Below are 26,238 nucleotides of genomic sequence, written 5' to 3' on the forward strand. Positions count from 1 at the left end.
CGGGCGCCCCCGGAAATCCGACCCCGCCGCCGCAGCGCCGCCTCAGCCGTCCCCGTCCGGCCGGACCACCCGGCCCCTGTCCGACCGGGCGGTGCGCCACAGCCAGTAGAGGCCGGCGATCGGCAGCACCAGCGGCACGAACCCGTAGCCGCGGCCGTAGCCCGACCACACGGTCGCGTCCGGGAAGGCGGCGGGGTCGGCCAGGCTCAGCGAACCGACGACCAGCACCCCGGCCAGCTCCACCGAGCAGGCCGCCACCGCGATCCGCCGCGTCACCCGGCCGCCGACCGCCAGCGCGACCGTCGCGAGGACGTACACCACCGCCGCGACCGCCGACAGCAGGTACGCCAGCCGCGCCTCGTCGAACTTCGTCGCGATCTGCACCGCCGCCCGCGCGCCCGCCGCCAGCGCGAACACCGCGTACACCGCGACCAGCAGCCGCCCCGGACCGCCGCCGGTCCGCTCCCGCTCAGCCACCCGTGCCGTCCCAGATCTGCCGCATCCGCACCACCATCACCGCGACCGCGAGCCCGGCCACCACGATCACGCCCGGACCCCAGCGGGTGCGCTCCATCAGGCCCCAGCCCGCGCCCGCCAGCGGCAGGATCGGCGCGGCCACCAGATACCCGATGAACGTCGCCGGGCTGTGCGGACCGCCGTCGCCCGCCAGCTTCACGAATCCCACCACCGCCTGCGCGACGAGCAGGACCTCCAGCACGCCGAGCCCGGCGAGATCGCCCCAGCCCATCGGCCGGTCGCGCAGCGCGGTGACGGCGCTGAACGCGGCGGCGAGCAGCGCCGCGACGATCACCACCGCGGAAAGGACGTTCGACATAGGACCCGAAGACTACTACCGGCTGTAGAGGACGCCGGACCGGCCCGGCATGGCAGCATGTGGGGCGTGAACGCGCTGGAGTGGCTCATCCTCGCCCGCCACGGCGAGAGCACCGGGAACGTCGCCCACCGCGCCGCCGAGGCCGCGGGCGCCGAGGAGAGCGGCGTCGCCGAACGCGACGCCGACATCCCCCTGTCGGCCGCGGGCCGCGCCCAGGCGGCCCGGCTCGGCGAGCGGCTCGCCGCGCTGCCCGCCGGCGAGCGGCCCGACATCGCGTTCGTGTCCCCGTACCTGCGCGCCCGCGACACCCTGCGGATCGCCCTCGACGAGGCCGGCTGGCCGCTGGACGTCCGCGTGGACGAGCGCCTGCGCGACCGCGACCAGGGCGCCTTCGAGGGGCTCACCCCGCTCGGCGTCCGCCGCCGGTACCCCGAGGAGGCCGCGCGGCTGCGGCGGCTCGGCAAGTTCTACTACCGCGCGCCCGGCGGCGAGTGCTGGGCCGACCTGATCCTGCGGCTGCGCAGCTTCTACCGCGACCTGTCGCTGGACCTGCCGGACGCGCGCGTCCTCGTCGTCGCCCACGACGCGATCATCGTGACCAGCCGCTACGTCGTCGAGGGACTCACCGAGGCCGACGTCCTGGACATCGAGCGGACGCCCGTCGAGAACGCCTCGATCAGCCGCTGGCACCGCGCGGACGGCCGGCTGCGCCCGGTCTGCTACAACGACTGCGCGCACCTGGACGGGCTCGGCCAGCCCGTCACCTGACCCCGCGCGGCCCCGCGAACCGGCCCGCGAGCGCCGCGACCGCCGCGCCGCGCGGGTCGCCCGGCGGCAGCAGCGCCGCCAGCCGCGCCAGGACCTCCGCGTCGCCGACGCCCGCCCGGCGCGCGTACGTCCACAGCGCCTCGGCCGTGCCGCGCCGCAGCAGCAGCCCGCGCAGCCGGACCGCCAGCTCGTCGCGCTCCTCCCGGACGGCGGGCGCGTCGGAGGCGGGCAGCAGCTCCCCCGCGTACAGGCGGGCCGCGCCGGTGAGGTCCCCGGCGTCCAGCAGCCGCCGCACCGCCAGGACGTCGGCGTCGACCGCGCACTCCAGCCGGTACGGCCGCGCGCCCAGCAGCCCGCCGAGCAGGCCGCGCAGCCGGTGGACCTCCACGCGGACCGTCACCGCGCTGCCCGCCTCCCCGTACAGGCACTGCGCGAGGCGGTCGCCGCTCAGGCCGCGCGGGTGCAGGGCCAGCAGCGCCAGGATCTCGGCGTGCCGCTGCGACAGCGGGATGCGCCGCCCGTCCAGTCGCGCCGTGGGGCGCTCGGTGCCGAGCAGCGCCAGCGACAGCAGCGGCCGGTCCGCGCGGGGGCCGCGCGCGGCCGGGCGCAGCAGGAACACCTCCCCGACCGGTTCGGCGAGCGCGCGGCTCCCGTCCGGCAGCTCCACCCACGCGCCGGGCGCGGGCGCGGCGATGCGGCGGCCGCGCCAGCGGTCGCTCCCGGCCGGTTCGGCCGCCAGGACGCGGCCGGTCGGCGTCACCAGCAGGCCGGGCTCGCCGCGCAGCGCGCGCAGGTGGCGGCCGTAGACGTCGCGCAGCCGCGCGTCCCTGGCCCGCATCTCGGCGGCCAGCCCGGTCTCGGCGAGCCGCGCCACGGCGGCGACGAGCCGCACCGCCGCCGGGTCGAGCCGCCCGGCGGTGTCGCTGAGGTCCAGGCAGCCGACGACCGCGCCGCTGTCGGGGTCGGTGACCGGCGCGGCCGCGCACGACCAGCGGTGCAGGACGCGCACGGCGTGCTCCTCGGCGAACACGTACTCGGGGCCGCCGGACGCCAGCGCGGTGCCGATGCCGTTCGTCCCGATCGACGGCTCCGACCAGCCGAAGCCCTCCGCCAGGCCCACCGCCTCGCCGTCGCGGCGCAGCGCGGGCGGGCCCTCGGCCCACAGCACCGTCCCGTCGCCGTCGGTGACGACCATGAGCTGGCCCGTCTCCCCCGCCGACCCGCGCAGCAGCTCGCGCGCCATCGCCAGGTGCGCGGCGAGCGGGTGCCCGGCGCGCGCCGCCGCGACCTGCGCGCGGCTGAGGACGGGCGGCGCGTGCTCGGCCGCCGCGTCCACGCCGCTGCGCCGCGACCGGCGCCACGACGCGGCGATGGCCGGGCGCACGCCGGTCCCGCGCGGCGCGCCGGGCGGGTCCGCGTGCCCGTGTTCGGCGAACTCGTGCTGGGCGGACTCGTGCCCGGCGGACCCGGCCGCGCCCCCGACTCGCCGCATGTTCCCCCCAGGTGCGCCGGACGTCCGTCCCGTCCGAGCATCGGGCGCGGTCCCGCGGCGCGCAACCGGTTCCGCACAACCGATCTACCTGCTCTTTGCCACCGGCCGTGAGGACGCGAACGCAACGTGCGTGCAACGTCCGCGCGCCTACCGTGCGTGTGCAGCCGCTTCGCGCGTCCCGGGAGGGGAGACGTCCGAAGCGGCGGCATCGCTTAGGGGAGGGCGACCATGTTGTGCCTGAGCTGTAACCGGGTGCGCCCGGCGCTGAGCCGCGACGACTACACGGCCGAACGGGCGCGGCTCATCACGCTGCACGGGCTGTGCGTCTGCAAGCCGCCGCCGCGACCCGGTGACACGCGCCGTTCATGACCTGTTTCCTCACCATTCGCCTAGAGTTGAGGAGGGCATCTCCCACGTCACGATCTCGCTGCGAAGGAGCGTCATGGCCGTGTTCTCGGGACTGGTCCGCAGGGTCGCCGACGAGGCCGGGCGCCGCGTGCGCGACGGCCTCGGCCTGCTCGACCGGCTGACCCGAGAACACGGCCCCGGCGCGGACGCGCTGCGGCTCACCGCCGCCCACGGCGACCGGCTCGACCGGCTCGAATCCGCGCTCGGGCGGCAGGACGCCGGGCTGCGGGCGCTCCGCGCCGACCTCGACGCGCTCGTCGCGGACGTCAACCAGCGGCTGCTGCCGCGCATCGACGAGCGCATGGACGACGCCGAGCGCGACGTCGCCGCGCTCGCCACCGGGCTGATCCGCGCCGGGAAGGACCGCGCGGGCCACCAGTCCGCGCTGGACGGGCTCGACCGGCGCGTCGGGGACGTGCGCGGGCGCGTCGCGGCGCTCGAACAGCGCGCCGGGCTGTGGCGCGAGGTGCAGGCCACCGTCGCGCGGCTCGGCGACGACCTCGACCGGCTGCGGACGCGCCTGGAGGCGACCGCCGACGCCGGGCAGGGGGCGGGCACCGCCGGGGAGGCCGGACACCCCCCGTCACCGGCGGCGACCCTTCCGAGCCGCGCCCAGAACGGCGCGACGGCCGGCGCCGAACCCGGACGCGCACCGGCACACCCCAAGAACGGCGCGACGGCGGGCGCCGAGACCGGACGCGCCCCGTCACCTGCGGCAACGCTCCCGGGGCACCCCCAGAACGGCGCGACCGCAGGCGCCGAGACCGGACGCGCGCCGTCGCCTGCGGCAGCGCTCCCGGGACAGGCGCAGAACGGCGCGACGGCGGGCGCCGAACCCGGACGTGCGCCGGGGCACGCGCCCGCCGTGGCCGCGTCGGGCGGCGAGCCCGTCCGGCGTCCCGTCGCGGGGCCCGTCCCCGCGCCGCGCGCCGCCGAGCCCGCGGGCGGCTGACCCGCCGCGCCGGGCGGCGCGCGGGCCGTGATAGGGCTGACGTCCGTGACCGACCCGACCGCCGTCCACCAGGGCTTCGCCAGCGACAACCACGCGGGCGTCCACCCCGACGTCCTCGCCGCGCTCACCGCCGCCGCGCCCGGCCGCGCCGCCGCCTACGGGGCCGACCCGTGGACGGAACGGCTCGGCGCGGTCGTGCGGCGGCACTTCGGCGACACCGCCCGTGCCTACCCGGTGTTCAACGGCACCGGTGCGAACGTCGTCGGCCTCCAGGCGATGGCCGATCCGTGGAGCGCGGCGATCTGCACCGCGACCTCGCACGTCCACGTGGACGAGTGCGGGGCCGCCGAACGCGTCGCCGGGCTGAAGCTCCTCCCCGTCGCCGCGCCGGACGGCAAGCTCACCCCCGAGCTGGTCGACCCGCTCGTGACCGGGTTCGGCGACCCGCACCACGCGCAGCCGCGCGTCATCACGATCACGCAGGCCACCGAACTCGGCACCGTCTACACGCCCGCCGAGGTCGCCGCGCTCGCCGAGTACGCGCACGGGCGCGGGCTGCTGCTGCACATGGACGGCGCGCGGCTCGCCAACGCGGCCGCGTCCCTCGGCGTCCCGGCCCGCGCGTTCACCGCCGACGCGGGCGTGGACGTCCTGTCGCTCGGCGGCACCAAGAACGGCGCGATGCTCGGTGAGGCCGTCGTCGTGCTGGACCCGGGCGCGGTGCGCGGCATCGAGTACGTCCGCAAGATGGACCTGCAGCTCGCCTCCAAGATGCGGTTCGTGTCGGCGCAGCTCGTCGCGCTGTTCGACGGCGACCTGTGGCTGCGCAACGCCCGGCACGCGAACGCGATGGCGCGCCGCCTGGCGGACGCGGTCCGGTCCGTCCCCGGCGTGCGGATCACGCGGCCCGTGCAGGCCAACGGCGTCTTCGCGGTGCTGCCGCCGGACGCCGCGCGGCGGCTCCGCGAGCGGTACGCGTTCCATCCGTGGGACGCGGCGACGGGCGAGGTCCGCTGGATGTGCGCGTTCGACACGACGCCCGACGAGGTGGACGCGTTCGCCGCGGCCGTCAGGGCGGCCGCCGCCGGCTAGCAGACGTCGATGAAGATCGAGCACGGGTCCAGGGACAGCGTGTTCAGGCCCTGCCCGAGCAGCGTGCCGCTCGGGCCCGGCGTGTTGATCATCGACGCGAGGCCGTGGAAGAAGCCGTCGAGCACGTCGATGAGGCGGCCGATGCGCGGGGCCTGCGCGGCGAGCACGCCGACCGCGGGCGCGGCCGAGTCGATGATCGAGCCGAGGTGTCCGCCCTGGCGGTCCAGCGTCCCGGCGGTCGTCGCCGCGAACCGCGCGGCCTCGTCCAGCAGCGCCGACACCCGGTCGGGGCGGCCGTGGACGACGGGGGCGAGCCGGTCCAGGTCGCCGACCGCGCCGGTGATGCGCGCGCCGCGCTCCCCCAGCGTCGCGCCGACGTCCGCGAGGTCCCCGACGATCGCGGCCAGGTCGTCGCGGCGGCGGTCCGTCGCGGCCACGACCGCCGCGCCGTGGTCGAGGGCGCGGCGCAGCGCCGGGCCCTCGCCGGACAGCCCGGCGGACAGCGCGTGCAGGACCGCCGCGACGTCGTCGGGGTCGATCGCGCGGGTCAGTTCGTACGCCGGGTCCGCGATGTCGGCCGGTTCGAGCGGCGGACCGGCCGCCGCGACCGTCGCGCCCTCCGGCAGCGCCGGGCCGGAGCCGAGGTCCAGGACGAGGTCCTTCGGGCCGAACACCGACACCGGCTCGATCGACGCGCGGGCCGACGCCGGGACCGCGACCGTCGCGCGGAACCGCACGGCGACGCGGCCGTCCGGCAGGAGCCGCACGCTCTCGACGCGGCCGACCGCGACGCCGCGCACCTTGACGTCGGAGCGGCCCGCGTCCAGGCCCTGACCGGCGCGGTCGAACACGGCGCGGTAGCGGCGCCCGTCGTGGTGCGGGCGGGCGAGCCAGCCGAGCAGCGCGGCGACCAGGACGAGCGTCGTGACGCCGACGAGCGCCGGGGTGCGCGAGGTGTGCATGGGGTCTCCCGCGGGGTGGGGCCGCCATTGCATCCGATCCCGCGCCGGGCGGGCTACGAAGACGGGGCAGGAAAGTGAGCGCCGTCACACCGTGCCAGGTGACAAGACTGGAAATGAGACAGATATTGACTCGCGTCTCAAACGGGTTACGCTCGGAAGGGAACCGTCGCCCGGAGGTTTCGATGCCCCCTCCGTCCCGCCCCCTCGGCCCAGACAGCCTGCTGCGGAGGTACGCGGCCGACGTGCGGTCCCTCCTCCCCGGCGCGGCCGCCGGGCTGCTCCAGCTCATGCACCCCGCCATCGGCGCGGGCGTCGGCGAGCACTCGGCGTTCTTCGACGCGCCGTTCGACCGGATCCACCGGTCCGTCCCGCAGATCTGGGCGACGATCCTCGCCCCCGACGGCGCCGACCGCGCCCGCGCCGTCCGCGACCTGCACCGCTCGATCGGCGGCGCGGACGAGCTGGGGCGGCGCTACCACGCACTCACGCCCGAGACGTTCTGGTGGGCGCACGCGACGTTCACCTGGGAGATCTTCAAGGCCGCCGAGCTGTTCCACCCCGCGACGCTGCGCGCCGAGGAACTGGAGGCGCTGTACGCCGAGACCGTCACCTGGTACTCGCGGTACGGCGTCAGCATGCGGCCCGTGCCGCCGGACTACGCGGCGTTCCAGTCGAAGTTCTGGCACGTCTGCGCCGAGGAACTCGAACTGACCCCGGCGGCCGCCCGCGCCCTCGACATCGCCCGGCACGGTTCCGACACGCTGACGCTGCTGCCCGTCGGCGGACCGCGCGCCGACCGGGCGGGCCGCCTCGTCGCCGAACGGCCGCTGCGCCTCGTCACGTTCGGCTGCCTGCCGCCGATCGTCCGGCTGCGCTTCGCGATCCCCTGGGGGCCGCTCGACGAGACGGCCTTCCGCGCCCTCGCCCTCGCGAACCGGCAGGGCTACCGGATGGTGCCGAGCGGCCTCAACCGCTGGGCGCTGCAACGCATGCTGCGCTACATCGGAGCGCACACGCGCGAGGGGCGCTACCGCCCGGCGGCGTGAGGGGGTGGCGCTTGTAGGGGGCGACCCCCTACGCCCCCCCGCGGCCCCTGTGGCCCGGCTGGTTGTTTGGTTAATCGGCTGGCGCCTTTACGTTGTAGATCATTTCGTCCGTTCCAGGAAGACGCGGGTGGCGTTGCCGCTGAGGAACGCCTGCTTCTGCTCGTCCGGCAGGTCCAGGGCGTCGAGGCCGCGCAGGGCCCGTTCCGGGGCGATCATCGGGTAGTTCGTTCCGAACATCACCTTGTGGCGCGGGTCGTTCAGGTAGCGGACGAGTTCGGGCGGGTAGCGGCGCACCGTGTACGCCGAGGTGTCGATGTAGACGTTCGGGTGCTTGCGGCAGACCGCGACCATCTCCTCCGTCCACGGGTAGCCGATGTGGCCGCCCACGATGACGAGTTCCGGGAAGTCCAGCGCGACCTGGTCGAGGTACGGGATCGGGCGGCCCGTCTCGCTCGGCCTGAGCGGCCCGGTGTGCCCGACCTGCGTGCAGAACGGGACGCCCAGCTCCACGCACTCGGCGTACAGCGGGTAGTACAGGCGGTCCGTCGGCGGCCGCTCCCACAGCCACGGGACGACCCGCAGGCCGCGGAACCCCAGGTCGCGGACGCACCGGCGCAGCTCGCGGACGGCCTCCATCGGACGGCGCAGGTCCACCGAGGCGATCCCCGCGAACCGGTCGGGCGCGACCGCGACGAAGTCCGCGACCTCGTCGTTGCTCACCAGGTCGCCCTCGGGGCCGTACCACGCGCTCATCAGCGCGACGTCCACGCCGCCCGCGTCCATCGCCCGCAGCGTGTCCTCGACCGGGGAGTCCTCCGGGGGCTGCCGCCCGATCCAGCGCCACAGGGACGCCAGCATCTCGTGCCGCAGGAACCTCGGCGTCCCGTGCTGCATCCACGCGTCAACGATCATCGTTCTTCCCTCCCAGGGCACGCCAGGCGGCGGCCCCCAGCTCGGCGATGCGCCGGTCGTCGGGCGCGGGAACCGCGCCCGCGAGCCACAGCCGGGACAGCTCCTGCGCCGGCCCGAGCCACACGACGAACACCAGCCCGGGATCGAGCCGCGCCAGCTCCCCGTCCCGCACGCGCTCCCGCCACCACGCGAAGACGTCGCGGAAGAACGCCCGGCCGTGGTCCCCCGCGGGCGCGCGCTCGGTGAACAGGAACCGCGCCCGCTCGGGATGCTCCCGGCACCACCGGACATGGAACGCGACGAGCCCCTCGACGGCCGCCCGCACGCCGTCGAAGCCGTGCAGCTCGGCCAGGAACTCGCGCTGGTAGACGCCCAGGCACTCGACGAACAGCGCATCGACGACCTGCTGCCGCCCCGAGAAGTGGTGGTAGAACGCCCCCGGACTGACGCCCGCGGCCTCGCGCAACCGCCCGAGCGGCGTCCCCGCGACACCGTCCCGGGCGAACAGCTCCAGCGCGGCCCTGAGAATCCCGTCCCGACTCACAGAATTTTATTCTGTTGGCCCGACGAACCAGATACAACCCCCTCCCCCGGAAAGATCACCGACGACGCCGCTCGCGCGGCGGGTCACGGCTCCTCCGGGGACCGCCTTCGCCTGGAGCGCTCAGGCTGTGGCGGAGCCGGGGCGCTAGGGTCGTCGGCCAGGCCGGCGAGCAGGGTGAAGAGCAGGTCGCGCAGGTGGGCGGATTCGGCCCGGGTCAGCGGGTCGAACAGGTGGCGGCGGACGGCCTCGACGTGTCCGGGCGCGGCGGCGGCCAGGACGGCGAAGCCCTCGTCGGTCAGTTCCGCGAGCGTGGTGCGGCGGTCCTCGGGGTGCTTGGCGCGGCGGACCCACCCGCGCTCCTCCAGCCGCTTCACCGCGTGCGACAGGCGGCTCGGCGACGAGCACACCGTGCGGGCCAGTTCGGACATCGCGAGCGTCCGCCCGGGCGACTCCGAGAGCATCGCGAGGATCATGTAGTAGGCGTGCGGCATGCCCGCGTCCTGCTGGAGCTGCCGGTCCAGGGCCTCGTTGAGCAGGCGCGACGTCCACAGGAAGGCGCGCCAGGTGCGCTGCTCGTCGTCGTCCAGCCAGCGTGCGCCGTCCATCGCGCGGGCCGCCCTCCCCCATTGATTGAATGTTCAAATTCTATCGCCTACCCTAATAGTTGAACGCTCAACTTTGGAGGCGACATGGCTCCGATGCCGGTCCTGTACCTGAGCCACGGCGCGCCGCCGCTGGCCGACGACGCCGTCTGGACGCGCGAACTGGCGGCCTGGTCGGCGGAGCTGCCCCGCCCGTCCTCGATCCTGGTCGTCTCCGCCCACTGGGAGGACGCGCCGACCACCGTGAGCGCGACCCGCGCGGTGCCGCTGGTCTACGACTTCTGGGGCTTCCCCGAGCACTACTACCGCGTGCGCTACGACGCGCCGGGCGCGCCCGGCCTCGCCGACGAGGTCGCCGCGCTGGTGCCCGGCCTGCGACGCGACGAGACGCGCGGGCTCGACCACGGCGCGTACGTCCCGCTCGTCGAGATGTTCCCCGCCGCGGACGTCCCGGTCCTGCAACTGTCGATGCCGACGCTGGACCCCGAGCGCCTGTTCGCGCTCGGCCGCTCGCTCGCGCCGCTGCGCGACCAGGGCGTCCTCATCGTGGGCAGCGGCTTCACCACCCACAACCTGCGCGGCCTGGACCCGGACCCGGCCGCGCCGCCGCCCGCGTGGTCGGCGGAGTTCGACGCGTGGACCGAGCGGGCCGTCACGGGCGGCGACGTCGATGCCGTCCTGGATTTCCGCCGCAAGGCCCCCGCCGCCCACCTGGCCCACCCCCGCACAGAACATTTCGCCCCTCTCTTCGTCACCCTGGGCGCGACCGCCGACGCCTCCGCCACGCCCCGCACCACCGTCGACGGCTTCTGGCACGGCCTGGCCAAACGCTCCTTCCAGTTCGACTGACGACCCCACCCCTCCCCCAGTTCGGGTCCAGCGGGCGGTCAGCGGGGACGGCGGCGGAGGTGGGCCAGCCGGGCGGCCACGCGGTCGAGGGCGGCGGCCGGGGGATTCCAGCCGCGGCGCAGGAGCGCCGTGACCACCGCCTCCACATAGGGGGCCGGGGCGTACCGGACCTCTCGCGTCACCGTGATGAACTCCCATCCCTCCTCCTCGCGCAGCCAGCGGCGGCGGCGCTCGTCGTGGGCGCGGGACCGCGCGCCGGTGTGATGGCGTTCGCCGTCGTACTCGACGCCGACGCGGAACCTCTCGTAGCCGAGATCGACGTAGCAGTACCGCTCGTCCGGCCCGGCGACGGGGATCTGCGTCGCCGGGACGGGCAGGCCCGCGTCGACGAGCAGCACGCGCGTCCGGCTCTCCCCCGGCGACTGCGCCCCCGCGTCGCCCGCGCGCAGGACGGCGCGCAGCCGGTCGCTGCGGCGGTAGCCGTCCAGCGGGCGCGCCAGGTCGCGCAGTCCGGCGACGGTCGCGCCGCGCCGCAGGAACTGGTCGAGCGCGGCGACCGCGTCGGCGCGGGGCAGCCAGCGCGCGCAGTCCAGCGCCGTCCGCGCGGGGGTCGTCAGCCGGACGCCGCCGCGTTCGGCGACGTGCCCGGCCGGGAGCGGCACGCGCTCGGGGTCGTTCCAGGGCGGCGCGGGCGGACCGGCCCGCGCGCCGCCGATCACCTCCAGCGGAGGTTCGCGCGGGTCGGCGCCGGGCGGCAGCACGTCCAGGCCCCAGATCCACGCGGCGGTGCGGCGCGCGACCGTGGCATCGGCGTCTCCGGCGCGCTCCAGCGAACGCCGCACCGTCTCGGCGCGCTCGCGGACCGCGTCACGGGGTTCGGCGGCCGTCTCGGGGAAGAGCTCTCCGTCGTCCATGCCCCGACCATGAACGGTCCAGAAGCACTCCGCGAAAATCCGCATCGGCCTGTGGAAAACTCGACCGGCTTCCCTACGTCGCCGCCATGTCCGACCTGCACGAACGCGCCGTCGCCGCCGAACCGCCCGCCGACCTCGCACCGGACGAAGCAGCGGAACCGGCCCGCGTCGGCTGGAACACCGCCCGGCCCGCTTCCACGAGGAAGCCGACGCAGCACCCGTCGCCGCCGGAGAACTCCCCGCCTGACGCGGCATCAGCCGAACCCGCGACCGACCATGCCGGTCGCGGGCGCGTTCAGGCGTCTCCGGGCGCGGGTTCGGCGCAGGCATGGTGCGTCCAGGCCGCGATCCGGGCGACGAGTTCCGGCGTCGCGGCGATCTCGGCGTGGCCGAAGCCGGGCTCGATCCACAGTTCACGGGGTTCGCGGGCCGCGGCGAAGAGCTGGCGGGGATGGTCGAGCGGGAAGAACGGATCGGCGTCGCCGTGGACGATCAGCAGCGGCGCGGGCGAGACGCGTCCGGCGACCTCGTGCGGCGCCTCCGGCATCGGGTCCCAGCCGTTCGCGGCGATGCGCGTGCCGCGCGCGAGCCGGACCGCGAGCCGCCCCGCGCGGCGCTCGATGACCCAGTGGACGCGCCGCATCGGCGCCGTCCCCCGGTAGTACCAGCGGGCGGGCGCGCTGACGGCCGCGACCGCGTCCGCGCCGCCCGTCAGCGCCGCGTACCGGACGGCGACCGCCCCGCCGAGCGAGAAGCCGACGACGGCGACCCGCCGGTAGCCGCGCCGCCGCGCCGCCTCGACCGCCGCCTCGACGTCCAGGACCTCCCGGTCCCCCACGGTGGAGTGCCCGCCGGAGCGCCCGTGGCCGCGCAGGTCGAGCGCGACGACGCCGCCGCGCCGCCGCAGGACGTCGGCGATGCGGCGCAGCGCGGGCTGCCGCCAGGAGCAGGTGAACCCGTGGACGAGCACGAAGCACAGCGCGCGGTCGCCGGGCGAGTGGCCCGCGTCGATGCGGACCGCGTCACGGGTGAAGAGGGTGAGGGACTCCGTGTCGTTCACCGTCCCATGATCGCCCATCCGGTGCGCGGACGGCCCGCGAAAAGCAGGGCGCCCCGGCTGATAACGTTGCTTTTCACGCGCGTCACGGAGCGAAGTCCGGTGCGAACCCGGCGCTGTCCCGCAACTGTGGAGCCCCCCGAACGAGGCCGAGCCAGGTCGCCTCCGGCGCGCCGACGACCATCGACCTCGTGGAAGGGCGATCCGTCCCGCCGGGTCCGCGCCTCCCCCCTGGGAGCCTGGAGGCTTCACGTGAGATCCGCCCGCGCGTTCGGCGCGCTCGCCCTCGTCGGCGTCCTGTCGTTCGCGTCCGCCTGCGGCGGCGACGACGGCGACGAGAAGGCCGGCAAGTCGGTCGTCGTCCAGGCCGGGAACGGCGCGGTGACGGTCCCCGCGACGCCGCGCCGGATCGTGTCGCTGGCCCCCACGCACACCGAGACGCTGTTCGCGCTCGGCGCCGGGCCGCAGGTCGTCGCCGCCGACGAGTACTCGACGTACCCGGCCGACGCCCCCCGCACGAAACTCTCGGGCTTCACCCCGAACGCCGAGGCGATCATCAAGTACAACCCCGACCTGGTGATCCTTTCCAACGACACCGGTGGGATCGTCAAGGCGCTGGAGAAGGTCAAGATCCCGGTGCTGCTCGAACCGGCGGCCACGTCCCTCGACGAGGTGTACGACGAGATCGCCGACCTCGGCCTGGCCACCGGCCGCACCGAGCAGGCCCGCCGCGTCGCCGACGGGATGAAGGCGCAGATCCAGCAGACCGTCGCGGCGACGCCGAAGAAGGACCTCGGCTACTACCACGAACTGGACGAGCAGCTCCACACGGTGACGTCCACGACGTTCATCGGCCGCGTTTACGGCCTGTTCGGGCTGCGCAACGTCGCGGACCCCGCCGACAAGACCGGCTCGGGCTACCCGCAGCTCTCCCGCGAGTCGCTGCTGAAGAGCGACCCGGACCTGGTCTTCCTGGCGGACGTGAAGTGCTGCTCGCAGAACACCGCGAGCGTCGCCAAGCGCCCCGGCTGGAAGGACCTGACGGCCGTCCGCAAGGGCGGCGTGGTCGAGCTGGACGACGACGTCGCGTCGCGCTGGGGCCCGCGCCTGCCGGAGCTGGTGAAGACGATCGCGGACGCGGTGCGCAGGGTCGCGGCCGCGAAGTGACCGTCCGCCCCGTCCGGCGCAAGCGGGCGCTCGACGTCCCGGCGCCCCGCGCGGCGGCGCGCCTGCGCCCGCTGCCGCTGGCCGCCGCGCTCGCCGTCCTCGCGGCGGCGCTGCTGGCCGGGCTGCTGGTCGGCGCGGCCGGGCTGCCGCTCGGCGGGGTGCTGCGGGCGCTGGCGGACGCGGTGCCGGGCGTCCGCCTCGACTCCGGGCTGACCGGCGTCGAGCGCAACGTGCTGTTCGAGCTGCGGCTGCCGCGCGTGCTGATGGGCGCGCTCGTCGGCGGGATGCTGGCGCTGGCGGGCGCGGGCTACCAGGGCGTGTTCCGCAATCCGCTCGCGGACCCGTACCTGCTCGGCGCGGCGGCGGGCGCGGGCGTCGGCGCGACGCTGGTGATCGTCGCGGTGCCGGGCGACCCGGCGGTCGGCGTGCCGCTGGCGGCGTTCGCGGGCGCGCTCGGCGGCGTGTTCCTGGCGTACGCGCTGGGGTCGACGGCGGGGCGCGGCGGGTCGGGCGTGGCGACGCTGGTGCTGGCGGGCGTCGCGGTGTCGAGTTTCCTCGCGGCCGTGCAGACGTTCCTGCAGCAGCTCAAGACCGACGAGCTGCAGCGGATCTACGCGTGGGTCCTCGGCGGCGTCGGCTCGGCGGACTGGCGGAGCCTCGCGCTGGTCGCGCCGTACGCGGCGGTGTCCACGGTGGTGCTGCTCCTGCACGGGCGGCTGCTGGACGTCCTCGCGGTCGGGGACGAGGAGGCGTCGGCGCTCGGCCTGTCGGCGGCGCGGGTGCGGCTGACGGTGCTGGTCGCGGCGTCGCTGGCGACCGCGTCGGCGGTGGCGGTGAGCGGGCTGATCGGGTTCGTCGGCGTCGTCGTCCCGCATGTCGTACGGCGGCTGGCGGGCGGTTCGTACCGGATCGTCCTGCCGCTGTCGCTGATCGGCGGCGCGGCGTTCCTGACGCTGGCGGACCTGCTCGCCCGCACGGTCATCGCGCCCGGCGAGCTGCCGCTGGGCGTCGTGACGGCGTTCGTCGGCGGCCCGTTCTTCGTGGTGGTGCTGCGCGCGACGCGGGGAACGGTGCAGACGTGACCGTGCGGGTGCGGGGCCTGGACGTCGACCTGGCGGGCCGCCCGGTGCTGCGCGGCATCGGCCTGGACGTCCCCGCGGGCGGCTGGACGGCGGTCGTCGGCCCGAACGGCGCGGGCAAGTCCACGCTGCTGCTGGCGGTGCTCGGGCTGCGCGCCGGGCGCGGCGAGGTCGCCGTCGCGGGCCGCGACCCGCGCGCGCTGCGGCCCCGCGAGCGCGCCCGGCTCGTCGCGTACGCGCCGCAGCACCCGGGCCTCCCGGCCGGGATGACGGTGTTCGACTACACGCTGCTCGGCCGCTCCCCCTACATCCCGCACCTCGGCCGGGAGAGCGCGCGCGACCGCGCGGTGGCGGGCGACGTCCTGGACCGCCTCGACCTGGCCGCGTTCGCGGCGCGCCCGCTCGGCGAGCTGTCCGGCGGCGAGCGGCAGCGCGTCGTCCTGGCCCGCGCGCTGGCGCAGCAGACGTCGGTGCTGCTGCTGGACGAGCCGACGACCGCGCTGGACATCGGCCACCAGCAGCAGGTGCTGGAGCTGGTCGACGCGCTGCGCGCCGCCGACGGCCTGACGGTCGTGACGACGCTGCACGACCTGACGCTCGCGGGCCAGTACGCGGACTCGCTGGTCCTGCTGTCGGGCGGCCGGGTCGCGGCGGCCGGGCCGCCGGGCGACGTCCTGACCCGCGAGTCGGTCGCGGAGCACTTCGGCGCGCGCGTCCGCGTCGCGCCGGGGCCGGACGGCCGCCCGGTCCTGTCCCCCGAGCGCCCATGCTGAATCTCAACCTCATGCGGCGGGACGAGGACGGCGCGCGCCTGCCCGCGACCGTCTGGCGGCCCGGCCGCGCCCTGCGCACGATCTCCTCGGCGACGCTCGGCGGCGGCCTCGGCACCGCGGAATGGGTGGTGAACGCCCAGGTGCCGACCGCGTACGCGCGCACGGACCCGGCCGAGCACCTGCGCGAGCTGGCGGCGCTGTTCGGGCTGGCGGGGCCGGGCGTCGGGATGCTCACCGCCGCCGCCGTGGACCGCACCTTCCACGGCGCGGACGGCGGTGTCGGCGCGGCCGCGACCGTGGGCCTGCGCGTCCCGACGTGGGCCGCCGCGCCCGCCGGAACCGCCGACCCCGAACTCGCGCCACTGCGCCCCGGGACCGTCAACATCCTGGTGTCGGTGCCCGTCCCGCTGACGGACGCGGCCCTGGTCAACGCGGTCATGACGGTGACGGAGGCGAAGACCCAGGCGCTCCTGGAGGCGGGCTACGCCTGCACCGGCACGGCCTCGGACGCCGTCTGCGTCGCCGCGCCGCTCCCCGGGGACCACGCGGAGCCGTTCGCCGGCCCGCGCTCGCCGTGGGGCGCGCGCATCGCCCGCGCGGTCCACACCGCCGTCCGCGCGGGCGCCGAGGACTACACCGCCTACCTGCGCGTCCGCCGCTCGTCCGGGTAGGACGCCACAGATTCGGCGGCCGGTCCCGGCCATTTCCCGCGATCATCAACGCAGTCCCCAATTGTAGAATGACGAGCGTCTTGGGGGGATGAAGCGTCGAGTCGAGGCGGCGATCCGATCCTCCATGAGCGGAACTCAAGGGAACGACTCGCAGGAGCCCTTCCGCGCTTCCTTCACCTGGCGTTTTCTCGTCGATGCGGTCGTCGCCAATTACGTCGTACCGCTGGCGCTCACCTGGCTGCTCCAACGGCTCGGCGTGGGCTCCAAGCGCGGCATCGGCATCACCGCGGTGCTGTGCGTCCTCGTCACCCTCGCCGCGACGGGCGGGCTGTGGGCGCTGTTCGCCGTCCGTCCCGAGGCGGCGGGCCGGATGATGCGCGCCGTGCTCGCCTGGCTGACGCGGGTGACGCGCGCGGCGGCGTGGACCGCGCTGGGCGCGGCGGCGTCGGCGCTGGTCCTCCTCGCGGTCGCGGGCGTACACCGGGTGGTCGAGTCGTTCGAGCCGTGCGGCTCACCGCTCGAACTGCGGGTGCTGGCGGCCCCGGAGGCGCTGACCCCGCTGCGGGCCGCGGCGGCGGAGTTCGTCCGGGACGCGCACGAGCCGGGCCGCTCCCGCTGCCCGCGCTACGCGGTGAGCGTCGCGGCGGAGCCCGACGTCCTCGCCCTCCCGGCCGCCTTCGCCGACGACCGCGCCGCGTCCGACGCCGACACCGGATCGGTCCCGGGACCGCAACCCGATATCTGGATCCCGTCGTCCTTCTCCGAATACGCCTACGCCGATCCAGATCCGCCCGGCGACGACAGACGGTTGGAAGTCCTCGGATCACTGGGCCGGTCGCCCGTGGTCATCGCGCTGTTCACCAAGGACGACAACCTCGTCTACTCCGAGACCTCGACGCCCCGCGAAAAGACGGCCGAAGAGATATTGGTGCGCTTCAAAGGCTATTTCGACCTCACCGGCATCGCGCGGCCGATCCCGGAGAGCTTCGCGCCGAGCCTGCTGGCCACGCCCGCGCTGTACGCGGCGCTGGTCAAGTCTGGGACGATCCCGCGCTCCGCCGACGCCGAGCGCTTCCTCAGCCCGGTCGGCAGCCTCGCGCCCGACCCGGCGACCCTGCTGTGCGGGCTGCGGGCCGAGGCCCTGCGCGGTGCCGACCCGCCCGGTGGGCTCGCCGTGGCGGTGCCCGAGCAGGCGGTGCTCGACTACGACGCCGGACGCGCGCTCGGCGACCGGTGCGAGGCGGCGGGACGCGACCCGATCCCCGCGGACTGGCGGCTGCACCCTTACTACGCCGATGACCTGCCGCTGCTGAACTACCCGTTCGTGCGGGTGCGTCGGCCCGGCCAGGACACCGCCGCGCGCGCCGCGGGCGTCGGGGCGTTCCGGTCGTGGCTGGACGACCACCCGCTGACGTCGCAGGGCCTGCGCGACACGTCCTGCCGCCACCGGCCCGACGCCGCCGCGCCGGACCTCGCCCGCGCCGCCGGAAGGGACACCGGCGGCCTGGCCTGCCCGGCGCCGCCCAAGAGCACGCGGGCCGCGCGCGACGACTTCCAGAGCGCGCTCGAGACGTTCAACAAGGCCCGGCAGCGCGTCGCCCTGTCGGTCGTGCTCGACGTGTCCGGGTCGATGGGGTACCCCGCGTCCACCGCGACGCGCGGGTCGCGCCTGTCGGTCGGCGTGGAGTTCCTGCGCGGCCTGAACGGGCAGCTCAAGGGCGACGACACCGCGAGCCTGTGGACGTTCGCCCAGCCCTCGCGGAGCCGTCCGCGCGACCCGGTCGCCACACCGGTCGGTTCCGCGCCGCTGTCGGCGGGCGACCAGCGCGCCGACCTGGCCGCCGCCCTCGCCCGCCAGGAGCCCGCGGGCCGCGACTTCCCCCTCGCGCGGGCGCTCGCCCGGGTCGACGACCAGCCCAAGGCCGGTGACGTCCTCGTCGTCACCGACGGGCAGGGGCCGCGCAGTGCGACCGACGCCGATCTGGACGCGCTGGCCGCCTTCCACCGCGCCCATCCGGGCACCGGCATCACGCTGGCCCTGACCGGACCGACCCGCTGCGACTTCGCGCCGGTCCGGCGGATCCGCGACCGCGTGGACGCGGGCTGCGTCCGGCTCTCCGGCGACGACGCCGGGCAGGCGGCGCGGCTCCTGGTCCAATGGCGCGACCCGGCGCGGGGTGGGAAGCGGTGAGGCCGGGCCTGCTGGGCGTCCGCGAGCACCCGGTCCTCGCGGCGGTCTTCGCGCTGGCCGGGGCGTTGCTGACGGCGTTCGGGGCGGCGGTGCTGCCATCGTCCGGCTCACACCTGCCCGACGTGTGCGACGATTCGCGGCTCGTCGTCGCGGGCGGGACGGACGTCAGCTTCGGCTCGCAGCGGCGCGCGCTGGTCGAGGCGTGGAACGACAACGACGGCGGGGTCCGCGGGAGCCGGCCGCCCGCGCGGCTGGTGGAGGTCTCGCCGTCCTCGGACCTGCAGCGCGCGCAGCTCAAGGCCGTCGAGGAGTCCGGGAGCTGCGCCTACGACGTGCTGGTCCTCGACGCGCCGTGGACGGCGGAGTTCGCGGCGCGCCACTGGGTGCGGCCGCTGCGCGACCTCGGCCTGACAGCGGCTGACACGCGGGACTTCTTCACGCGCGGCCTGGAGATGGGGTCCTACGAGCACGAGCTCTACGCGCTGCCGTTCAACCTGGACGTCGGGCTGCTCTACTACCGCGACCCGTCGCGGCTGCCGCGCGCGCCGGGCGACTGGCCGCAGGAGAACTACATCGAGCAGCTCGGCGACTACGAAGGCCTGGTCGTCAACGCGCTGGAGGCGGTGTGGAACCACGGCGGCGACGGGGTGCTGACGGGCGAGCGGATTCCCGACGCCGCCGAGTTGAGGCGGGCGTACCGGGCGCTGCGCGGCGTCGCGGCCACGATCGGGCGGCCCGGTCCGCTGCACGACTCCTACTGGTCCGGCTACCGGGAGAGCCAGAGCCTCGCCGCGTTCGCCAAAGCGGACGGGTCGGCGGTGCTGCGGCACTGGCCGTACGCCTACCAGACCCTCGCCAACGAGCCCGGATTGCGCGACGACGGGAAGCTGGAGTTCGGCGTCGAGGCCGCGCCGGGCTCGACGGTCCTCGGCGGGCAGACGCTCGCGGTGTCGGCGCGGTCGCGGCACGCGCGCGACGCCCTGGCGCTGGTGAAGTTCCTGACCGGGGATCAGGCCGAGCGGCGGCTGTACTCGTGCGGCGGGTTCGCGCCGACGCGCGCGGCGGTGCTGGGCGTCCCGCCCGAGCCGGGGCAGGACGCGCGCGTCCTGCCCGTGAAGACGTGCGGGGAGATCGTCCGGTCCGCGACGGGCGCCGACCCCGACAACCCGGCGGGCGCCCCGGAGGTGATGACCGGCGACCGGCTGACGGCGCTGGCGCAGGCGATCGTGACGGCGCTGTCGCGGGCGCGCCCGCGTCCGGTCACCGCGTACTACAGCGCGTTCAGCGCGACGCTGCGCGAGTGCGCGCACGCGGTGTTCACCGGCTCGGACCCCGGCGAGGACGCGTTCGCCGCGGCGGTGGCGGCGTCGCTGCACGGGAAATGGGCGACCTGCGCGCCCTGACCGCGCGCCCGGTCACGCCTCCAGGGCGGCGCGGGCCATGCGGTGGAGGAGGCTCGCCATCGCGTCGCGGTCGAGGCCGGCGGCGCTGTGCGGGGTGGAGTTGAGCAGGCCGAAGCAGGCGTGGACGGCGGCGCGGGCGTGCTCGCGGGGCCGGTCCGGCGCGCGGCGCAGCAGCACGCCCACCCATTCCTCGACGTAGGCGCGCTGGAGGCGGCGGATCTCGCGGCGCTGCGGCTGCGGGACGTTGTCCAGCTCGCGGTCGTGGACGGTGATCAGAGCCGGATTGTCGAGCGCGAACGCGACGTGCCCGCGCAGCAGACCGTCCAGCGCCCGCGACGGATCGGGCTCGGCGGCGATCCGGACGCCCTCGGCGTGCAGCCGCGCGCTGATGTCCAGCAGCATCGCGGCGAGTACGTCGTCCTTCCCGCGGAAATGCCGGTAGAGGGCGGGGCCGGTCAGTCCGACGGCCCGGCCGAGGTCGCCGATGGACACGCCGTGGAAGCCGCGCCGGGCGAACAGCCCGGCGGCGGCCCCGAGGATCTCGGCGCGGCGCGGGTTCGGGGTCGGCGGCATGGGGACGAGTGTAGACGGCCGAAGTTAACGAGCGTTAACATCGGCCTTGTTAACGACCGTTAACCGAGGACGGGTGATGACCGAACTGGGCACGCGCGCCGATCCCGGCGACGCCGCGTTCAAGGAGAACGCCGCGCACAACGAGGCGTTGGCCGCCGAACTGCGCGAGCGCATCGACCGCGCGGGCCGGGGCGGCCCCGAACGCGCCCGCGAGCGGCACGTCGCGCGCGGCAAACTCCTCCCCCGCGACCGCGTCGACACGCTGCTGGACCCCGGCTCCCCGTTCCTGGAGCTGTCGCCGCTGGCGGCCGAGGGCCTGTACGACGGGGCCGCGCCCGGCGCGGGCATCATCACCGGCGTCGGCCGGATCTCCGGCCGCGAATGCGTCGTCGTCGCCAACGACGCCACCGTCAAGGGCGGCACCTACTACCCGGTCACGGTGAAGAAGCACCTGCGGGCGCAGGAGGTCGCGCTCCACAACCGGCTGCCGTGCGTGTACCTGGTGGACTCCGGCGGCGCGTTCCTGCCCGCGCAGGACGAGGTCTTCCCCGACCGCGAGCACTTCGGCCGGATCTTCTTCAACCAGGCGACGATGTCGGCGCGCGGCATCCCGCAGATCGCGGCGGTCCTCGGGTCCTGCACGGCGGGCGGCGCGTACGTCCCGGCGATGAGCGACGAGGCCGTGATCGTCCGCGAGCAGGGCACGATCTTCCTCGGCGGGCCGCCGCTGGTGAAGGCCGCGACCGGCGAGGTCGTCAGCGCCGAGGAACTGGGCGGCGGCGACCTGCACGCCCGCGTCTCCGGCGTCACCGACCACCTCGCCGACGACGACGCGCACGCGCTCGGGATCGTCCGCGACATCGTCGCGACGCTCGGGCCGCGCGCGCCCCGGCCGTGGGACACCGCGCCGCCGCGCGAGCCCGCCGCCGATCCGGCCGAGCTGTACGGCGTCGTCCCGGCCGACCCGCGCACGCCGTACGACGTGCGGGAGGTCATCGCGCGGATCGTGGACGGCAGCCGGTTCCAGGAGTTCAAGAAGGAGTACGGCGCGACGCTCGTCACCGGTTTCGCGCACATCCACGGGCACCCGGTCGGGATCGTCGCCAACAACGGCATCCTTTTCTCCGAGTCGGCGATGAAGGGCGCGCATTTCGTGGAGCTGTGCGACCGGCGCAGCGTCCCGCTCGTCTTCCTGCAGAACATCACCGGTTTCATGGTCGGCCGCGAGTACGAGGCGGGCGGCATCGCCAAGCACGGCGCGAAGATGGTCACGGCCGTCGCGTGCGCGCGCGTCCCGAAGTTCACCGTCGTCATCGGCGGGTCGTTCGGCGCGGGCAACTACGCGATGTGCGGCCGGGCGTACTCGCCGCGGTTCCTGTGGATGTGGCCGAACGCGCGGATCTCGGTGATGGGCGGCGAGCAGGCCGCGAGCGTCCTGTCGACCGTCCGCCGCGACCAGGCGGGCGACGGCTGGAGCGCCGAGGACGAGGAAGCGTTCAAGGCCCCGATCCGCGAACAGTACGAGCGGCAGGGCAATCCGTACTACGCGACGGCGCGGCTGTGGGACGACGGCGTCATCGACCCGCGCGACACCCGCCGCGTCCTCGGCCTCGGCCTGTCGGCCGCGGCGAACGCACCGCTGGAGCCGGTCGGCTACGGCGTCTTCCGGATGTGAGGGCGGAGATGTTCGGATGCGTCCTGGTCGCCAACCGGGGAGAGATCGCGGTCCGCGTGTTCCGCACGCTGCGCCGCCTGGGCGTGCGGGCGGTCGCCGTCCACACCGCCGCCGACGCGGGGGCGCGGCACGTCCGCGCGGCCGACGAGGCGGTGCTGGTCCCGTCCTACCTCGACGCGGACGCGGTCCTGGCGGCGGCGCGCGCCGCCGGGGCCGCGGCCGTCCATCCCGGCTACGGGTTCCTGTCGGAGAACAGCGCGTTCGCGCGGGCCTGCGCGGACGCGGGGCTGGTGTTCGTCGGGCCGCCCGCCGCCGCGATCGACGCGATGGGCGACAAGATCCGCGCCAAGCGGACGGTCGCGGCGGCGGGCGTGCCCGTCGTCCCGGGCCGCGACGAGCCCGGCCTGGACGACGCGGCCCTGGCCGACGCGGCGCTGGAAGTCGGCCTGCCGGTGCTGCTCAAGCCCTCGGCGGGCGGCGGCGGCAAGGGCATGCGGCTCGTCCGCGACGCCGCCGAGCTGCCCGACGCGATCGCCTCGGCACGGCGGGAGGCGCGCGCCGCGTTCGGCGACGACACGCTGCTCGCCGAACGGTTCGTCGAGAACCCCCGGCACATCGAGATCCAGGTGTTCGCCGACGCGCACGGCAACGCCGTCCACCTGGGCGAGCGCGAGTGCAGCCTGCAGCGCCGCCACCAGAAGATCGTGGAGGAGGCGCCGTCGCCGCTGCTGGACGACGCGACGCGCGCCGCGATGGGCGCGAGCGCGGTCGACGCGGCGCGGGCCGTCGGGTACACGGGCGCGGGCACCGTCGAGTACATCGTGTCCGCCGACCGGCCCGGCGAGTACTTCTTCATGGAGATGAACACGCGTCTCCAGGTCGAGCACCCCGTCACCGAGATGGCGATCCGCCCGGAACTCGACCTGGTGGAACTCCAGCTCCGCGTCGCGGCGGGCGAGCCGCTGCACTTCGCGCAGGAGGCCGTCGCGTTCCGCGGACACGCCGTCGAGGCGCGCGTGTACGCCGAGGACCCCGCGCGCGGGTTCCTGCCCACCGGTGGACGGGTGCTGGCGCTCACCGAGCCGTCCGGTCCGCACGTCCGCGTGGACTCCGGGCTCGCCGTGGGGACGGAGGTCGGCGGGTCGTACGACCCGATGCTCGCCAAGGTGATCGCGCGGGGCGACGACCGCGCGGCCGCGCTGCGCCGCCTCGACCGGGCGCTCGCCGAATACGCGCTGCTCGGCGTCCCGACCAACGTCGCGTTCCTGCGGGCGCTGCTGCGGCACCCCGACGTCGCCGCCGGACGCCTCGACACCGGCCTGGTCGAACGCTCCCTGGCCGACCTGACCGCCGGGGACGGGACGCCGCCGGAGGTCCTGGCCGCCGCCGCCCTCGACCGGATGCTCGCGCTGGAGACCGGCGACCCCGACCCGTGGGCGGTCCCGGACGGCTGGCGGCCCGGCGGCCCCGCGTGGACGCGCTGGCGCATCGCCCCGGCGGGCGGCGAGCCCGTCGAGGTCCGGGTGCGCGGGCGCGCGGCGGACGCGGTCGTCGCCGTGGGCGACGCCGAACCCGTCCCCGCGACCCTCGCGGCCGACGCCGGGACGGCCGTCCTCGGGTACGACGGGCGGACGCTGGAATTCGCGCGGGTCCGCGACGGCGCGGTCCTGTGGCTCGGCCGCGGCGGACGGGCCTGGGCGCTCACCGAGCACGTCCCCGCCGAGGCGCGCGGCGGCGCGGCCCTCGCGGGGGACGGCGTGCTGCGCAGCCCGATGCCCGGCACCGTCCTCGCCGTGAAGGTCGCCGAGGGCGACCGCGTCGCCGAGGGCCAGGCCGTCGCCGTCGTGGAGGCGATGAAGATGGAGCACACCGTCACCGCACCCGCCCCGGGCGTCGTGACGCGGCTCGCGGCCCGCGTCGGCGCGCAGGTCGCGCTGGACGCGGTGCTCGCCGTGATCGAGGAGGGCTGACGCGTGCGCGTCCCGCTGCCCGGACTGCCCGAGCGCGTCACGATCTACGAGGTCGGGCCGCGCGACGGGCTGCAGAACGAGAAGACCGTCGTGCCCGCCGGGGTGAAGGCCGAGTTCGTCGCGCGGCTCGCCGCCGCCGGGCTCGGCGTCATCGAGACGACGAGCTTCGTCCACCCGAAGTGGGTGCCGCAGCTCGCGGACGCGGAGGAACTGCTCGACGCGCTCCCCCGCGTCCCCGGCCGGCCCGTGCTCGTCCCCAACGAGCGCGGCCTGGACCGGGCGCTCGCGCACGGCGTCACCGAGATCGCCGTGTTCGGCAGCGCCACCGAGACGTTCGCGCGCCGCAACCTCAACCGGACCGTGGACGAGTCGCTGGCGATGTTCGCGCCCGTCGTCGCGCGCGCCCGCGCCGCAGGGCTGTGGGTGCGCGGCTACCTGTCGATGGTGTGCGGCGATCCGTGGGAGGGCGACGTCCCCGTCGAGCAGGTCGTGTCCGTCGCCGGACGGCTGATGGACCTCGGCTGCGACCAGCTCAGCCTCGGGGACACCATCGGCGTCGGGACGCCCGGCCAGGTCACCGCGCTCATCGACGCGCTCGTCGCGGCGGGCCTGCCCGTCGAGTCGCTGGCCGTCCACTTCCACGACACCTACGGGCAGGCGCTCGCCAACACCCTCGCCGCGCTGCGCGCCGGGGTCACCGTCGTGGACGCGGCGGCGGGCGGCCTCGGCGGCTGCCCGTACGCGGAGTCCGCCACCGGCAACCTCGCCACCGAGGACCTGGTCTGGATGCTCGACGGCCTCGGCATCGAGACCGGCGTGGACCTGGACGCGCTCGTCGAGACCAGCACGTGGATGGCGGCCCGGCTCGGCCGCCCCAGTCCGTCCCGGGTCGTCCGGGCCCTCGCCAAGGAGAACTCATGATCGACTTCACGCTCACCGACGAGCAGGAGGAACTGCGCCGCACCGTCGAGCGGTTCGCGCGCGAGACCGTCGCCCCGGTGATCGGGGACCTGTACGAGCGCGGCGAGTTCCCCTACGAGATCGTCGCGAAGATGGGCGAGATGGGGCTGTTCGGGCTGCCCTATCCCGAAGTGTACGGCGGCATGGGCGGCGACTACTTCGCGCTGTGCCTCGCGCTGGAGGAACTCGCGCGCGTCGACTCGTCCGTCGCCGTGACGCTCGAAGCCGGGGTCTCCCTCGGCTCCATGCCGATCTACCGGTTCGGCACCGACGAGCAGCGCGCGGAACTGCTGCCGCGCCTGCTGTCCGGCGAACGGCTCGCCGCGTTCGGCCTCACCGAGCCCGGCGGCGGCACCGACGTGCCCGGCGGCATGCGCACCACCGCGCGCCTCGACGGCGACCAGTGGGTGATCAACGGGTCGAAGTGCTTCATCACCAACTCCGGCACCGACATCACCGCGTTCGTGACCGTCACCGCCCTCACCGGGGACGGCGAGATCTCCACGATCATCGTGCCGAACGGGACGCCCGGCTTCACGGTCGGGAAAAGCTATTCGAAGGTCGGCTGGTCGTCCTCCGACACCCACGAGCTTTCCTTCGACGAAGTCACGGTGCCCGCCGCGAACCTCGTCGGCGAACGCGGCCGGGGCTACGCGCAGTTCCTGCGCATCCTCGACGAAGGGCGCATCGCCATCGCCGCCCTCTCCGTCGGCCTCGCCCAGGGCTGCGTGGACGAATGCCTGCGCTACGTCCGCGAACGCTCCGCCTTCGGCCGCGAGATCGGCCGGTACCAGGCGATCCAGTTCAAGATCGCGGACATGGAGGTCCGGGCGCACACCGCCCGCCTCGCCTACTACGCCGCCGCCGCGCGGCTCCTCGCCGGGCAGCCGTTCAAGAAGGAGGCGTCCATCGCCAAACTCGTCGCCTCCAACGCCGCGATGGACAACGCCCGCGACGCCACGCAGATCTTCGGCGGATACGGGTTCATGAACGAGTACGCGGTCGGCCGGTTCTACCGGGACGCGAAAATTCTCGAGGTCGGCGAGGGGACGTCCGAGGTCCAGCGGATGCTCATCGCGCGGGCTCTTGGGATGCTCTCGGCATAGGGGGGACGACCCCCCTTGAACCCCCCGCGGCGCGGAGGGCCGCATCCTCGCTCCGCTGGCGCTCCGCTGCGGTGCGGCCCTTCGCGCTGCGCGCGCCCGGCCGCTCGCCTGGCGGCTCGCGGCCGTGCGCCCGCCGGTACCCCCCTTCGGTTACTCGCCGTCCGCGGGGGCGCCCTCGCTCGCTTCGCTTCGCCTCGGGGCACCCCCGCGACTGGGTTCGGCTGTCTACGAGGGGGC

Annotated in this window: 26 protein-coding genes and 1 riboswitch; of the genes, 16 read left to right on the plus strand and 10 right to left on the minus strand. The window is 75.5% G+C overall.

Annotated features, from left to right (window positions below; all coding sequences use genetic code 11):
- Positions 1-42 precede the first annotated feature (42 nt).
- Together G339_RS0127115 and G339_RS0127120 are read right to left on the minus strand one after the other, a co-directional pair.
- Entirely contained in the window at positions 43-477 is a 435-nt protein-coding gene (locus G339_RS0127115) for a hypothetical protein (protein ID WP_019634211.1), read from the minus strand.
- Positions 470-835, minus strand: coding sequence for a hypothetical protein (locus G339_RS0127120; RefSeq protein WP_026341814.1), 366 nt, complete (start codon positions 833-835; stop codon positions 470-472). Before G339_RS0127120 ends, G339_RS0127115 begins: the two co-directional genes overlap by 8 nt.
- A gap of 57 nt (positions 836-892) precedes the next feature.
- On the opposite strand from G339_RS0127120, the gene G339_RS0127125 reads away from it, so the two are divergent.
- A complete protein-coding gene (locus G339_RS0127125; protein WP_019634213.1) occupies positions 893-1,603 on the plus strand; it encodes a histidine phosphatase family protein in 711 nt (236 codons plus the stop codon).
- On the opposite strand, the gene G339_RS0127130 is transcribed toward G339_RS0127125, so the two are convergent.
- Positions 1,596-3,095: a helix-turn-helix domain-containing protein gene (locus G339_RS0127130; RefSeq protein WP_019634214.1), complete on the minus strand. Its 1,500-nt coding sequence runs from the start codon at positions 3,093-3,095 to the stop codon at positions 1,596-1,598. The two genes, G339_RS0127125 and G339_RS0127130, sit on opposite strands and share 8 nt — an antisense overlap.
- A 228-nt stretch (positions 3,096-3,323) precedes the next feature.
- On the opposite strand from G339_RS0127130, the gene G339_RS39575 reads away from it, so the two are divergent.
- The 3 genes from G339_RS39575 to G339_RS0127145 all read left to right on the plus strand — a co-directional run bounded on the left by G339_RS39575 (position 3,324) and on the right by G339_RS0127145 (position 5,547).
- Positions 3,324-3,464 (plus strand): hypothetical protein, encoded by a 141-nt coding sequence (locus tag G339_RS39575; RefSeq protein WP_169514789.1) that lies wholly within the window; start codon positions 3,324-3,326, stop codon positions 3,462-3,464.
- Between the two features lie 73 nt (positions 3,465-3,537).
- A complete protein-coding gene (locus tag G339_RS0127140; RefSeq protein ID WP_019634216.1) occupies positions 3,538-4,455 on the plus strand; it encodes a hypothetical protein in 918 nt (305 codons plus the stop codon).
- Between the two features lie 45 nt (positions 4,456-4,500).
- On the plus strand, positions 4,501-5,547 hold the full coding sequence (locus G339_RS0127145) for a threonine aldolase family protein (protein WP_019634217.1): 1,047 nt from the start codon (positions 4,501-4,503) through the stop codon (positions 5,545-5,547).
- Here the strand turns inward: G339_RS0127145 and G339_RS0127150 are convergent.
- Positions 5,544-6,509: an MlaD family protein gene (locus G339_RS0127150; RefSeq protein ID WP_019634218.1), complete on the minus strand. Its 966-nt coding sequence runs from the start codon at positions 6,507-6,509 to the stop codon at positions 5,544-5,546. The genes G339_RS0127145 and G339_RS0127150 overlap by 4 nt on opposite strands.
- A gap of 182 nt (positions 6,510-6,691) precedes the next feature.
- Here G339_RS0127150 and G339_RS35450 point away from each other — a divergent pair, with 182 nt between their 5' ends.
- Complete coding sequence (locus G339_RS35450; protein ID WP_033324443.1) at positions 6,692-7,555, plus strand: oxygenase MpaB family protein; 864 nt, start codon at positions 6,692-6,694, stop codon at positions 7,553-7,555.
- Positions 7,556-7,654: 99 nt separating this feature from the next.
- Here G339_RS35450 and G339_RS0127160 read toward each other — a convergent pair whose 3' ends face one another.
- From G339_RS0127160 to G339_RS0127170, 3 genes are all read right to left on the minus strand, one after another.
- Positions 7,655-8,467 (minus strand): amidohydrolase family protein, encoded by an 813-nt coding sequence (locus tag G339_RS0127160; protein ID WP_026341815.1) that lies wholly within the window; start codon positions 8,465-8,467, stop codon positions 7,655-7,657.
- The gene (locus G339_RS0127165; RefSeq protein ID WP_019634221.1) at positions 8,457-9,011 is read right to left on the minus strand and encodes a TetR/AcrR family transcriptional regulator; all 555 of its coding nucleotides are present in this window, start codon (positions 9,009-9,011) and stop codon (positions 8,457-8,459) included. Before G339_RS0127165 ends, G339_RS0127160 begins: the two co-directional genes overlap by 11 nt.
- Positions 9,012-9,094: 83 nt before the next feature.
- Positions 9,095-9,616, minus strand: coding sequence for a MarR family winged helix-turn-helix transcriptional regulator (locus G339_RS0127170; RefSeq protein WP_019634222.1), 522 nt, complete (start codon positions 9,614-9,616; stop codon positions 9,095-9,097).
- 84 nt (positions 9,617-9,700) lie between these two features.
- Between G339_RS0127170 and G339_RS0127175 the strand changes: the two genes are divergently transcribed.
- Positions 9,701-10,462, plus strand: coding sequence for a dioxygenase family protein (locus G339_RS0127175; protein WP_026341816.1), 762 nt, complete (start codon positions 9,701-9,703; stop codon positions 10,460-10,462).
- 38 nt (positions 10,463-10,500) lie between these two features.
- On the opposite strand, the gene G339_RS35455 is transcribed toward G339_RS0127175, so the two are convergent.
- Positions 10,501-11,376 (minus strand): hypothetical protein, encoded by an 876-nt coding sequence (locus G339_RS35455; protein ID WP_019634224.1) that lies wholly within the window; start codon positions 11,374-11,376, stop codon positions 10,501-10,503.
- Positions 11,377-11,671: 295 nt separating this feature from the next.
- The gene (locus G339_RS0127185; protein ID WP_019634225.1) at positions 11,672-12,436 is read right to left on the minus strand and encodes an alpha/beta hydrolase; all 765 of its coding nucleotides are present in this window, start codon (positions 12,434-12,436) and stop codon (positions 11,672-11,674) included.
- Between the two features lie 37 nt (positions 12,437-12,473).
- Positions 12,474-12,617: riboswitch (cobalamin riboswitch) on the plus strand.
- 68 nt (positions 12,618-12,685) lie between these two features.
- Between G339_RS0127185 and G339_RS0127190 the strand changes: the two genes are divergently transcribed.
- The 6 genes from G339_RS0127190 to G339_RS0127215 all read left to right on the plus strand — a co-directional run bounded on the left by G339_RS0127190 (position 12,686) and on the right by G339_RS0127215 (position 19,717).
- Positions 12,686-13,600 (plus strand): ABC transporter substrate-binding protein, encoded by a 915-nt coding sequence (locus G339_RS0127190; protein WP_019634226.1) that lies wholly within the window; start codon positions 12,686-12,688, stop codon positions 13,598-13,600.
- Positions 13,597-14,682: a FecCD family ABC transporter permease gene (locus G339_RS0127195; RefSeq protein ID WP_019634227.1), complete on the plus strand. Its 1,086-nt coding sequence runs from the start codon at positions 13,597-13,599 to the stop codon at positions 14,680-14,682. Before G339_RS0127190 ends, G339_RS0127195 begins: the two co-directional genes overlap by 4 nt.
- Positions 14,679-15,452, plus strand: a complete 774-nt coding sequence (locus G339_RS0127200) for an ABC transporter ATP-binding protein (RefSeq protein ID WP_019634228.1) — start codon at positions 14,679-14,681, stop codon at positions 15,450-15,452. The genes G339_RS0127195 and G339_RS0127200 overlap by 4 nt, the downstream gene beginning before the upstream one ends.
- Entirely contained in the window at positions 15,446-16,123 is a 678-nt protein-coding gene (locus G339_RS35460; RefSeq protein ID WP_019634229.1) for an adenosylcobinamide amidohydrolase, read from the plus strand. Before G339_RS0127200 ends, G339_RS35460 begins: the two co-directional genes overlap by 7 nt.
- Before the next feature lie 124 nt (positions 16,124-16,247).
- Positions 16,248-18,314 (plus strand): hypothetical protein, encoded by a 2,067-nt coding sequence (locus G339_RS0127210; RefSeq protein WP_157408030.1) that lies wholly within the window; start codon positions 16,248-16,250, stop codon positions 18,312-18,314.
- Positions 18,311-19,717 carry an extracellular solute-binding protein gene (locus G339_RS0127215; protein ID WP_169514790.1) on the plus strand — a complete coding sequence of 469 codons (1,407 nt, stop codon included), beginning with the start codon at positions 18,311-18,313 and terminating at the stop codon, positions 19,715-19,717. Before G339_RS0127210 ends, G339_RS0127215 begins: the two co-directional genes overlap by 4 nt.
- Before the next feature lie 12 nt (positions 19,718-19,729).
- Here the strand turns inward: G339_RS0127215 and G339_RS0127220 are convergent, their stop codons facing one another.
- Complete coding sequence (locus G339_RS0127220; protein WP_019634232.1) at positions 19,730-20,290, minus strand: TetR/AcrR family transcriptional regulator; 561 nt, start codon at positions 20,288-20,290, stop codon at positions 19,730-19,732.
- A gap of 76 nt (positions 20,291-20,366) precedes the next feature.
- On the opposite strand from G339_RS0127220, the gene G339_RS0127225 reads away from it, so the two are divergent.
- From G339_RS0127225 to G339_RS0127240, 4 genes are read left to right on the plus strand one after another with little or no spacing between them, the layout of a single operon-like run.
- Positions 20,367-21,965 (plus strand): carboxyl transferase domain-containing protein, encoded by a 1,599-nt coding sequence (locus G339_RS0127225; RefSeq protein ID WP_019634233.1) that lies wholly within the window; start codon positions 20,367-20,369, stop codon positions 21,963-21,965.
- An 8-nt stretch (positions 21,966-21,973) separates the two neighbouring features.
- A complete protein-coding gene (locus tag G339_RS0127230; RefSeq protein WP_019634234.1) occupies positions 21,974-23,935 on the plus strand; it encodes an acetyl/propionyl/methylcrotonyl-CoA carboxylase subunit alpha in 1,962 nt (653 codons plus the stop codon).
- A 3-nt stretch (positions 23,936-23,938) separates the two neighbouring features.
- The gene (locus tag G339_RS0127235) at positions 23,939-24,856 is read left to right on the plus strand and encodes a hydroxymethylglutaryl-CoA lyase (protein WP_019634235.1); all 918 of its coding nucleotides are present in this window, start codon (positions 23,939-23,941) and stop codon (positions 24,854-24,856) included.
- Complete coding sequence (locus G339_RS0127240) at positions 24,853-26,001, plus strand: acyl-CoA dehydrogenase family protein (protein WP_019634236.1); 1,149 nt, start codon at positions 24,853-24,855, stop codon at positions 25,999-26,001. Before G339_RS0127235 ends, G339_RS0127240 begins: the two co-directional genes overlap by 4 nt.
- Positions 26,002-26,238 lie beyond the last annotated feature (237 nt).

The sequence above is a fragment of the Actinomadura atramentaria DSM 43919 genome, assembly GCF_000381885.1.
GTDB lineage: Bacteria > Actinomycetota > Actinomycetes > Streptosporangiales > Streptosporangiaceae > Spirillospora > Spirillospora atramentaria.

Bases quoted from the DNA above. Each gene is read 5' to 3' on its own strand.
- G339_RS39575 (WP_169514789.1), top strand. From the start codon at position 3,324: ATGTTGTGCCTGAGCTGTAACCGGGTGCGCCCGGCGCTGAGCCGCGAC.
- G339_RS0127175 (WP_026341816.1), top strand. From the start codon at position 9,701: ATGGCTCCGATGCCGGTCCTGTACCTGAGCCACGGCGCGCCGCCGCTG.
- G339_RS35460 (WP_019634229.1), top strand. From the start codon at position 15,446: ATGCTGAATCTCAACCTCATGCGGCGGGACGAGGACGGCGCGCGCCTG.
- G339_RS0127160 (WP_026341815.1), bottom strand. From the start codon at position 8,467: ATGATCGTTGACGCGTGGATGCAGCACGGGACGCCGAGGTTCCTGCGG.
- G339_RS0127130 (WP_019634214.1), bottom strand. From the start codon at position 3,095: ATGCGGCGAGTCGGGGGCGCGGCCGGGTCCGCCGGGCACGAGTCCGCC.
- G339_RS0127220 (WP_019634232.1), bottom strand. From the start codon at position 20,290: ATGCCGCCGACCCCGAACCCGCGCCGCGCCGAGATCCTCGGGGCCGCC.
- G339_RS0127240 (WP_019634236.1), top strand. From the start codon at position 24,853: ATGATCGACTTCACGCTCACCGACGAGCAGGAGGAACTGCGCCGCACC.
- G339_RS0127150 (WP_019634218.1), bottom strand. From the start codon at position 6,509: ATGCACACCTCGCGCACCCCGGCGCTCGTCGGCGTCACGACGCTCGTC.
- G339_RS0127230 (WP_019634234.1), top strand. From the start codon at position 21,974: ATGTTCGGATGCGTCCTGGTCGCCAACCGGGGAGAGATCGCGGTCCGC.
- G339_RS0127125 (WP_019634213.1), top strand. From the start codon at position 893: ATGTGGGGCGTGAACGCGCTGGAGTGGCTCATCCTCGCCCGCCACGGC.
- G339_RS35455 (WP_019634224.1), bottom strand. From the start codon at position 11,376: ATGGACGACGGAGAGCTCTTCCCCGAGACGGCCGCCGAACCCCGTGAC.
- G339_RS0127225 (WP_019634233.1), top strand. From the start codon at position 20,367: ATGACCGAACTGGGCACGCGCGCCGATCCCGGCGACGCCGCGTTCAAG.
- G339_RS0127120 (WP_026341814.1), bottom strand. From the start codon at position 835: ATGTCGAACGTCCTTTCCGCGGTGGTGATCGTCGCGGCGCTGCTCGCC.
- G339_RS0127140 (WP_019634216.1), top strand. From the start codon at position 3,538: ATGGCCGTGTTCTCGGGACTGGTCCGCAGGGTCGCCGACGAGGCCGGG.
- G339_RS35450 (WP_033324443.1), top strand. From the start codon at position 6,692: ATGCCCCCTCCGTCCCGCCCCCTCGGCCCAGACAGCCTGCTGCGGAGG.
- G339_RS0127170 (WP_019634222.1), bottom strand. From the start codon at position 9,616: ATGGACGGCGCACGCTGGCTGGACGACGACGAGCAGCGCACCTGGCGC.
- G339_RS0127210 (WP_157408030.1), top strand. From the start codon at position 16,248: ATGAGCGGAACTCAAGGGAACGACTCGCAGGAGCCCTTCCGCGCTTCC.